9 protein-coding genes are annotated in these 7,916 nt (G+C 62.9%); 4 read left to right on the forward strand and 5 right to left on the reverse strand.

All coding sequences use genetic code 11. The annotated features are described in order from the left end of the window. From A2J01_RS23435 to A2J01_RS23455, 5 genes are all read right to left on the reverse strand, one after another. Positions 1-1,339: YhgE/Pip domain-containing protein (locus tag A2J01_RS23435; protein WP_064113697.1), on the reverse strand; the 1,339-nt coding region annotated here is incomplete at its 3' end. A 133-nt stretch (positions 1,340-1,472) separates the two neighbouring features. Further along, positions 1,473-2,069, reverse strand: coding sequence for an SRPBCC domain-containing protein (locus A2J01_RS23440; RefSeq protein WP_047269425.1), 597 nt, complete (start codon positions 2,067-2,069; stop codon positions 1,473-1,475). Further along, complete coding sequence (locus A2J01_RS23445) at positions 2,066-2,443, reverse strand: ArsR/SmtB family transcription factor (RefSeq protein WP_003942971.1); 378 nt, start codon at positions 2,441-2,443, stop codon at positions 2,066-2,068. Before A2J01_RS23445 ends, A2J01_RS23440 begins: the two co-directional genes overlap by 4 nt. A 61-nt stretch (positions 2,444-2,504) precedes the next feature. After that, on the reverse strand, positions 2,505-3,188 hold the full coding sequence (locus tag A2J01_RS23450) for a GntR family transcriptional regulator (RefSeq protein WP_003942830.1): 684 nt from the start codon (positions 3,186-3,188) through the stop codon (positions 2,505-2,507). Between the two features lie 36 nt (positions 3,189-3,224). Then, positions 3,225-3,968: an aspartate/glutamate racemase family protein gene (locus A2J01_RS23455; protein WP_064113698.1), complete on the reverse strand. Its 744-nt coding sequence runs from the start codon at positions 3,966-3,968 to the stop codon at positions 3,225-3,227. 158 nt (positions 3,969-4,126) lie between these two features. On the opposite strand from A2J01_RS23455, the gene A2J01_RS23460 reads away from it, so the two are divergent. From A2J01_RS23460 to A2J01_RS23475, 4 genes are all read left to right on the forward strand, one after another. Beyond that, positions 4,127-4,831 (forward strand): type 1 glutamine amidotransferase, encoded by a 705-nt coding sequence (locus A2J01_RS23460; RefSeq protein WP_064113699.1) that lies wholly within the window; start codon positions 4,127-4,129, stop codon positions 4,829-4,831. Between the two features lie 119 nt (positions 4,832-4,950). Next, complete coding sequence (locus tag A2J01_RS23465) at positions 4,951-6,120, forward strand: DUF4185 domain-containing protein (protein WP_050655976.1); 1,170 nt, start codon at positions 4,951-4,953, stop codon at positions 6,118-6,120. A gap of 22 nt (positions 6,121-6,142) precedes the next feature. Then, entirely contained in the window at positions 6,143-7,405 is a 1,263-nt protein-coding gene (locus A2J01_RS23470) for a helix-turn-helix transcriptional regulator (protein WP_003943037.1), read from the forward strand. Positions 7,406-7,553: 148 nt separating this feature from the next. After that, on the forward strand, positions 7,554-7,916 hold a 363-nt coding region (locus A2J01_RS23475; protein WP_156519373.1), incomplete at its 3' end, for an alcohol dehydrogenase catalytic domain-containing protein.

The raw sequence follows: 7,916 nt of genomic DNA on the forward strand, positions 1-7,916 counted from the left end.
TGGCGCGCTCGTCGTCCGAGAACTGCGGCACCTGGGCGGCACCGTCGGACAAACCGGTGGCGAGTTCCGCGCTACCCGCGTCGAGCTCGCCGACGCCGGCCGATAGCTGCCCGAGACCGTCACGGAGCGCAGTACTTCCAGTGTCCAACTGCCCCAGCCCGGTGGAGAGTTCCTGTGCACCGGTAGCGAGTTGGCCTGCACCGTCGGACAGTTGGCCCAGGCCGGTGTTGAGTTCACCTGCACCGGCCGCGGCGGCAAGGAGCCCACCACGGTAGTCGCTGCTCGGATCAGTGAGCTGCCGCGAGATTTCCCGCGCGCCGTCGCGAAGCTGACCGAGCTGACCGATCACGTCGTCGTCCGACGGTTGTGCAGTCAGGGAAGCCCGCAGTCCAGCCAGGGCTTCGACGAGTCCGGCGGAGACCGGATCGGCCGAGTTTCGAAGCATCGACGTGAGGGCGTCGATCTGACCGACGACGGCGTCCGAGGACCCCGCGAGGTCGAGTACCGGGGTGGTGACCATGTCGACCACTTCGCTGATCTGACGGGCGCCTGCGCCGAGTTCGTCGGTTCCCCCGACCAACTGGTTGAGTCCGCTGCTCAGCTCGCCCGAGCCTGCAGCAGCTTCGCCAGCTCCGGCAGCCAGCTCGCCGGCTCCGGCGGCCAGCTCCTTGCCGCCCTGATTTGCTTCGCCCATGCCGGTGGCGAGTTCCTTGCTTCCAGCGTAGAGCTCGTTGGTTCCGGCAAGCGCTTCGGAGGATCCGTCGGACAGCTGTTGCGCTCCTGCTGCTGCTTCACCGAATCCTGTTCCGAGTTCACCCAACCCGACCAGCACCTGGTCGATGGACTGCTCGCCGATCGACTCGGAGACCGCCGAGCGCACTTGAGCGATGATGCTTTCACCGACCGGGCCGGCGACCAGACTGTTGTAGTCGTTGTACAAGACGTCGAGTTCGGCCTTGCGGCCCGAACCTGATGCGGCACTGGCCACATCCGCGCTGAAAGTTTTCGGAATGACGACCGAGAAGTAATAGGTGCCGTCGTTGACGCCGTCGGCGGCTTCCTGTTCCGAGACGACCTTCCATGCAACGTCTCCGCTCTCGACGAGCGCGGCAACAACTTCATCGCCGGCTTGCAGACGTGTTCCGTCGAGTTCTGTGCCCGCATCGGCGTTGACGATGGCGACGGGCAAGCGGTTGACCGTGTCGCCCGGATCCCACAGTGCCCACATGTAGAACGCCGCAATCGACAGCGGTGCGATGACGAGGACAGCGAGAACTGTCCGGATGATGTGCGTGCGTCGCGTCGTGGCCGCGTTGTCGACTACGGGTTGTGGCGCCATGTGGAGCTCTCTTCTCGTGGACCGAAGCAGGTGTGGCACGAAAGGAAGCCACCAAAACTGCTGGACATACGTCCAGCTCGGTCACGATACAAAGCAAACGGCCATCCTGTGACCGTTTTCGAAGAATTGGGCGTTATCGGCCGCCGTGCTCTGCCTCGATCTTTGCCCACTCCCACCCTCGGAAGTTGGCCAGACGAAGCTCCTCTGCTTCGTCGAAGGTGTACCACTCGGTGCTCGGCGCATCAGGGAGAGTGCCGCGCAAGTATTCGCCCAGGTAGTGAAGTGGGCCTTCCCAGCCGGTTCCGACGCCGTAGCAGCCGGTGTCCGGGTCGTTACGGAAGACATCGGCGACGGAGGCGTGCTCCAACTCGAGCCAGGTGGCGTCGGGGCCGTCGGCAGTCAGCCGGATCTCGACCTGATCGCTGTATCCACGATCGCCGGGCGGTGTCCACTGCAGTCGCAGCAGGTGTGGGGCGTCGCAGGCCAGGATCTCGCCACTTGCCTGGCCTTCGAAGGCGTAAGAGCCGCCCACCTGGAAGTCTCCGCTCACCGGAAGGAAGAAACGGTTGATGCGGTCAGGGGTCGTGATGGCATCCCAGACGTCGTCGACCGACGCGTTGTAGCGGCGCTTGAGTACGGCAGTTCGAGCCGAACCTTCTGCGATGTCGCGGTTACCCATGCTCCGCTCCACCGCGGTGAGGCTGGTGTCCTGGTTCGCGATCTCGGTCATTGTGAGTCTCCTTCGTCGGAAGAATTCGATTGTGAAGATCTGCTCCGCTTCGAGCCGCGTCGTTTCCCGCGTGCGAGTTCTGTGGCCAATGCGTCGAGAGGGCCGCTCCAGAACTGCCGGAATCCGTCGAGCCATTGGTCCACTTCTTGCAATGGCGCGGGCTCGACGGCATAGAGACGCCTGGTGCCTTCGCTGCGGACGGTGGCGAATCCGTTTTCTCGGAGTACTCGCAGGTGTCCGGACGCGGTCGGTTGCGAGATTCCGAACTCCGCTGCCACGACTTCGGCGATCTGACCCGCCGAGCGCTCGCCGCCGGACAGGAGTTCCATGATTCGTCGCCGCACTGGGTCTCCGAGAACGTCGAATGCATGCACCAGTCATTTATATCGGCAATGACCAATATAGGCAAGCGCCGAAACTTGTACCCGGACTCGGTCAGTCCGAGAGCGCGAACTCGTCGGCGTCGAAAAGTTCGCCGATCAGCCCGCCGAGATGGCGTCGATGTTCGGCTGACAGCGTCGCTGCCGCCTCGGCATCGTGGTCTGCGCACAGCTTGATCAGCCTGTTGTGATGATCGACGGAGTCCTGGCTCCCGAGGAGGCTCGAGAACTTGCGGTAGTAGATGCGGTGAATTTGTGGGTGAACCTGGTGAATCAGCTTCTTCAACAGCGGATTCGCCGCAGCATCGATGATGACGCTGTGTAGGCGATCGTCTGCGGTCAGGGCTCGGCCTATGTCGTTTCGTTTGACGGCGGCAGCGAAGTCCTTGTTGGCCGAACGCATCGCCCCGATCATCTCGTCGGTGAGATTCGGTACAGCGGTGACGACGGCCAGTTGGTCGAGAGCTTCGATGACTGCGAGTGTTGCCTCGACGTCGCCGCGGTCGAGGGTGGTGATGCGCGTGTACGCACCGGGTTTCGCTTCCACGAGTCCGGTGTCGACCAGCCTTGCGAGCGCTTCGCGGACCGGAGTTCTGCTCAAGCCCAGATACTCGGCGAGTTCGCTGTCCTTGATCTTCGAGCCCGGCGCCAGTTCACCGGTGACGATCGCTTCGCGAATGCGTTCGAGAGCGATGTCGCTCATTCGTGCTCGCTCAACCGGTTTACCGCCACGCAACATACTGGATATCGTACTCTGCAGCCTCCCTGCTGCAGGTCAGCCCGAAACGACCATCGAAGGGTGTCTCCGGGCATCTGCAACCCGCCGGAGCAGAGCGCGGGCGAGAATTGTTGCCGGATCGATGATCTGACAGGTTGTGGCGTCGGCGGACAGTCCGAGCGGAATCTCGGTGCATCCGGCCACGACGACCTGCGCGCCCGATTCGACGAGAAGATCAGCGGCCCTGACGAGCTTGTCGGTGGTCTCGTCTCCGACGTTGCCGCTCTTGATTGCTCGGATCGCCGGCATCACCAGTTCGTCCTGGATCGCAGGTCCGGGCACCAGGACGTCAATCGAGTGTTCCGACAGCCATTGTTGATACAACCCGGTGCGGACCGTCCCCGTGGTGGCCAATAGTCCGACGGATGTGACGGCGGGTGAGAGCGTCCGGATGTGCCGAGCGACTTCGTCGATCATGTGGACGACGGGAAGTCCCAGTTGGGACGAGATGGCGGGCAGGAAGGCGTGGGCGGTATTGCATGGGATGGCGAGCGTCGTCGCGCCCGACTCTCGGAGAACGCGCGCACCGCGGATCAGCCACGGAGTGGGGTCAGGGCCGTTCTCGGTGAGTGCCAATGTCCGGTCGGGAACGGTGGGATCGGCCCAGATGACAACTTTGGGGTGCTCCTGATCCGTCGAACCTGGTGTCAGCGCAACGAGTTTGGAGTAAAAGTCGGCAGTAGCGGCGGGCCCCATGCCTCCGAGTATTCCGATGACGGGGTCGCTCGTGGCCATTCTCATGTGACAAGTACACCCTTCTGGAATCCAATATATTGGATTCCACGTCTTGGTGATCAGAGTGCGGGAAATGGCAAGTAGTTGTCAAGCGTGGCGCCGCCGCGACCGGCAGCAGAAAGGGCCATAGGCTTACAGGCATCGGGAGCGAAAGGACCGCGAGCATGCATTTTCTGGAGCTACGACACGCGCAGTGTGAACCCCCAGCGGCGTATTCGCCTGTCCTGGAGAGCTACGGAGACGTGCAGACTGTTCTTCTGGGCACCGACCCGCTTCCGGCACATCGACGGTTCGACGCCGTGATCGTGATGGGCGGGCCGATGGGCGTCGGCGATCAGGGCGAGGTCGAGTGGTTGGCATCCGAGATCGAATACATTCGCGATCTGGTCGAGAGCGACGTCCCGGTGTGGGGAGTGTGTCTGGGTTCGCAGTTGCTCGCCGCGGCGCTGGGTGCTCGCGTCTACACGGGCGCTGTGCCTGAAGTCGGAGTTGAGGAGATCACCTTGACTGTCGAGGGCCGGCAAGATCCCGTGTGGGGAGATCTGCCCTCCACATTTCCTGCAATGCAATGGCATTCGGATACCTTCGACATTCCGAACGGCGCGGTGCGGCTCGCTGGTTCAGCCAAGTATCCGAATCAACTCTCCCGATACAAGCAGAGTTACGCCGTTCAGTTTCACCTCGAAGCGTCCTCCGCGGTGGCGCGCGAATGGATGGAACTGGCCGAGTACCGCGATTCGCTGCATGCTTCGCTGGGAGCGGACGGTCCGCGCATCTTCATGCAGCAGTTGAGTGCAGCCGAGTCGCAGGGGCTCGAGATTGCCGCAGCCGTGATGGAGAAATGGTTGAAATCCATCTCCACCGAATAAGCCCGTTTTGTCCTGATTGACCGATTTACCTGTTACCTTGTGTTCTCGTGGGTGGATGAACCGATCCGGTCGAGCAACACACCTCGTAGAGTCCGGATCTCCCCCGCGAAAGGGGAGCGATGCGCCGGATGCGGAAGATATCGACAGCAGCAGTGACGTGTGTACTCGCGTCGACCGCGGTCTTGGGGGCGACCCAGGCCAATGCATCCCCGTGGGATTGCAATGTCACCGGGAGCTTGGATCAATCAGGTGGGCCGACCAATCCGATTCCCTGGCTCAACGGCACGGATGGCAAACTGCCGGAATTGCAAGGCCGCACCTCGGCGGTCGAGTACATCACGGGCGCGCTGAGCCCCAACCAAACCGTCGAGCGGTTCAACGTTCTCGGCACGGATCTGGGCATCATGTGGGACAACGGCGCAGGTCAGGTCCTGACAGCTTTCGGTGACACCGTCGGTATCGGATCTGACCCTCTGTGCTCCGGGGTGGTCGGCGACTGGCGCAGCAACGTCCTGTTCCGTAGCTCGGACGGAAATCTGTCCGACGGCATGAACATCGACTCCTCACCGACCGACCGACCGAATCACTCGCGCGAGATCATCGGAAGTCTGAAAGTCACCGGCGTCGAAACCAGCAGTATTCCGACGACGGGTATCTCCGTGGGCGGCGTTCAGTACGTCAACTACATGTCGATACGTTCGTGGGGAGGGTCGGGCGAGTGGGTCACCAACTTCTCGCAGATCGCGTCCTCGCACGACAACGGTGAGACCTGGCAGATCGAACCGGCCTCGTCCCGGCCCAATCTGCCGTTGACAGGTAACGACAACTTCCAGATGGGGTCCTTCGTCAAAGACGGTGGTTACGTCTACAACTTCGGCACCCCCGCCGGACGCTTTGGCGAGGGGCGTCTCTCGCGAGTCAAGGAAGCCTCCATCGCGGACGTCGCGGCGTACGAATACTGGGACGGAAAGGCATGGGTCCCCAACAATCCTGCTGCCGCTGCAGTAGTTCTCGACGGGGATGTCAGCGAACTGTCGGTGCAGTACAACAACTATCTCGGAAAGTTCGTCGCGATGTACTCCAACGAGTGGGGAGCGCTGGTGCTGCGGACGGCCTCGGACCTGACCGGCCCGTGGAGCGCACCGGACGTCGTGATCGGCACCGACGCGGTTCCGGGACTCTACGGCGCGTACATGCACCCCTGGTCGCAGGGGCAGGACCTCTACTTTCTCGCCACCACGTGGTCCGACTACAACGTGATGCTCATGAAGACCACGCTGCACCAGTGAACCGGATGGTTATCGTTGAACGGTGAGCACCACCGACAATGCGCTACTGATCACCGCCCTTCGAGACGTGTTGGTGGGACCACTTCCCGAAATCGGCCGACGATTTTCGACGTTGATCGCGGACATGGCGCCGCACACTTCCCTGGTGATCTTCACCCGTGAATGCACCGGTAGGCCGCGCAAGGTCGCTGGGGATCCAGCCGTCGTCGATCGTGTGACCATCGCCGAACTCGACCGTATCCGTACGGATCTCACTGTCGGACAGATATTTCGGGGAAAATGCGCTATCGCCGGCCGGGATCGTGAAGTGCTCGCGATGCTCGATCGAACAGACACCCTCCTCGTGCTGACGCCACACCCCGGACCGGTGAAGGCGGCATCCCTCGAATTGATCCAGGCACTGTTCGCGGTGACTGCAACCGGAATTCAGCTCCAGGTGCGGAACGCGAGTCCGGCATATCTCGCCGAGTCGCGGGCAGCGTCGTCCGAGCGTGCACGCACCGTGGCAGAGATGACGGAGGTGCATGCGGCCACCCTCGAGACGATGCTGGCGACGCTGCGCTCGGCGGATCTCGACGACACGCGTGCTCGAACCTCGGCCAGGGAGACTGCGGCTTCGGCCCTGATCGGCCTGCGTTCGGCCGTCGACGTGCACCGCGAGTTGGCCGAGGAGTCGACCACCACCGCTTTTGCGCGGATGCGTGGGGAATTGCGTTCGCTGCTCAAGCATCGGGAAATCGCGTTGGAGTTGGTGGAGCCACCCGTCGACGGGCGTGGGTTACCCGGTGAAGTGGCGCACGGCGCCCGCGCGGTCGTCCGCGGCGCGGTCTTGGCCTTGTCGGATCAGCAGACGCTCTCGCGAATCCGGGTGGCCTGGACCCTCGACGCGGCTTCGCTCTCGATCGACATCCGCGACGACGGTGGTGGTGAAGCCGACGTGATCGACGTGGAACGCCAATTACGTTCGAGGGTAGAGACTTTGGGTGGAACCGTCGAATCCGAGTCGACGCCCGGGTGGGGGAACCGGATCAGCGCAACCATCCCGCTCGACGCGCCCGTCGCCCTACCGAACCGCGACGTCCTGACGGAACTGGCTCCGCGGGAGTTCGAGGTACTCGAGCATCTGGTGGCCGGACGGCGCAACAAGGCAATCTCGGAGCGACTCGGCGTCAGTGAGAGCACAGTCAAGTTTCATGTTGCCGGGGTCCTGCGGAAATTGGGCGTCGAGAGTCGGGGTGCGGCGGCCGCCGCGGGCGCCGAGGCCGGCGTGAAGCCTGCACCCTAGTCCTTTCGGCCAGGTCGGTCAGTCAGTTCGACCAGGGTTGCGGGCACCTGCTTCGGGCTAACCTTTCAACGAGTGCACATATCGCAATGTGAAAACACGGCGCCATGTGACGACACGTCCTCAATCGCACGAAGCCAGGAGCAAAGCCATGCCACAGCAGGTACGCGGCGTCATCGCCCGATCCAAGGGTGCCCCCGTCGAAATCGTCCCCATCACGATCCCCGATCCCGGCGCCAATGAGGTAGTGGTCGCCATTGCAGCGTGCGGTGTGTGCCACACCGACCTGACCTACCGCGACGGCGGAATCAACGACGAGTACCCGTTCCTGCTCGGGCACGAGGCGTCGGGCATCGTCGAGAGCGTCGGCCCCGGTGTCACTCACGTCGAGGTGGGCGACTTCGTCGTCCTCAACTGGCGTGCCGTATGCGGGCAGTGTCGTGCGTGTAAGCGTGGCCGCCCGCAGTACTGCTTCGACACGTTCAACGCCGAGCAGAAGATGACGCTCGAAGAC

This window comes from Rhodococcus sp. EPR-134, assembly GCF_001647205.1.
Taxonomy (GTDB): Bacteria; Actinomycetota; Actinomycetes; order Mycobacteriales; family Mycobacteriaceae; genus Rhodococcus_F; species Rhodococcus_F qingshengii.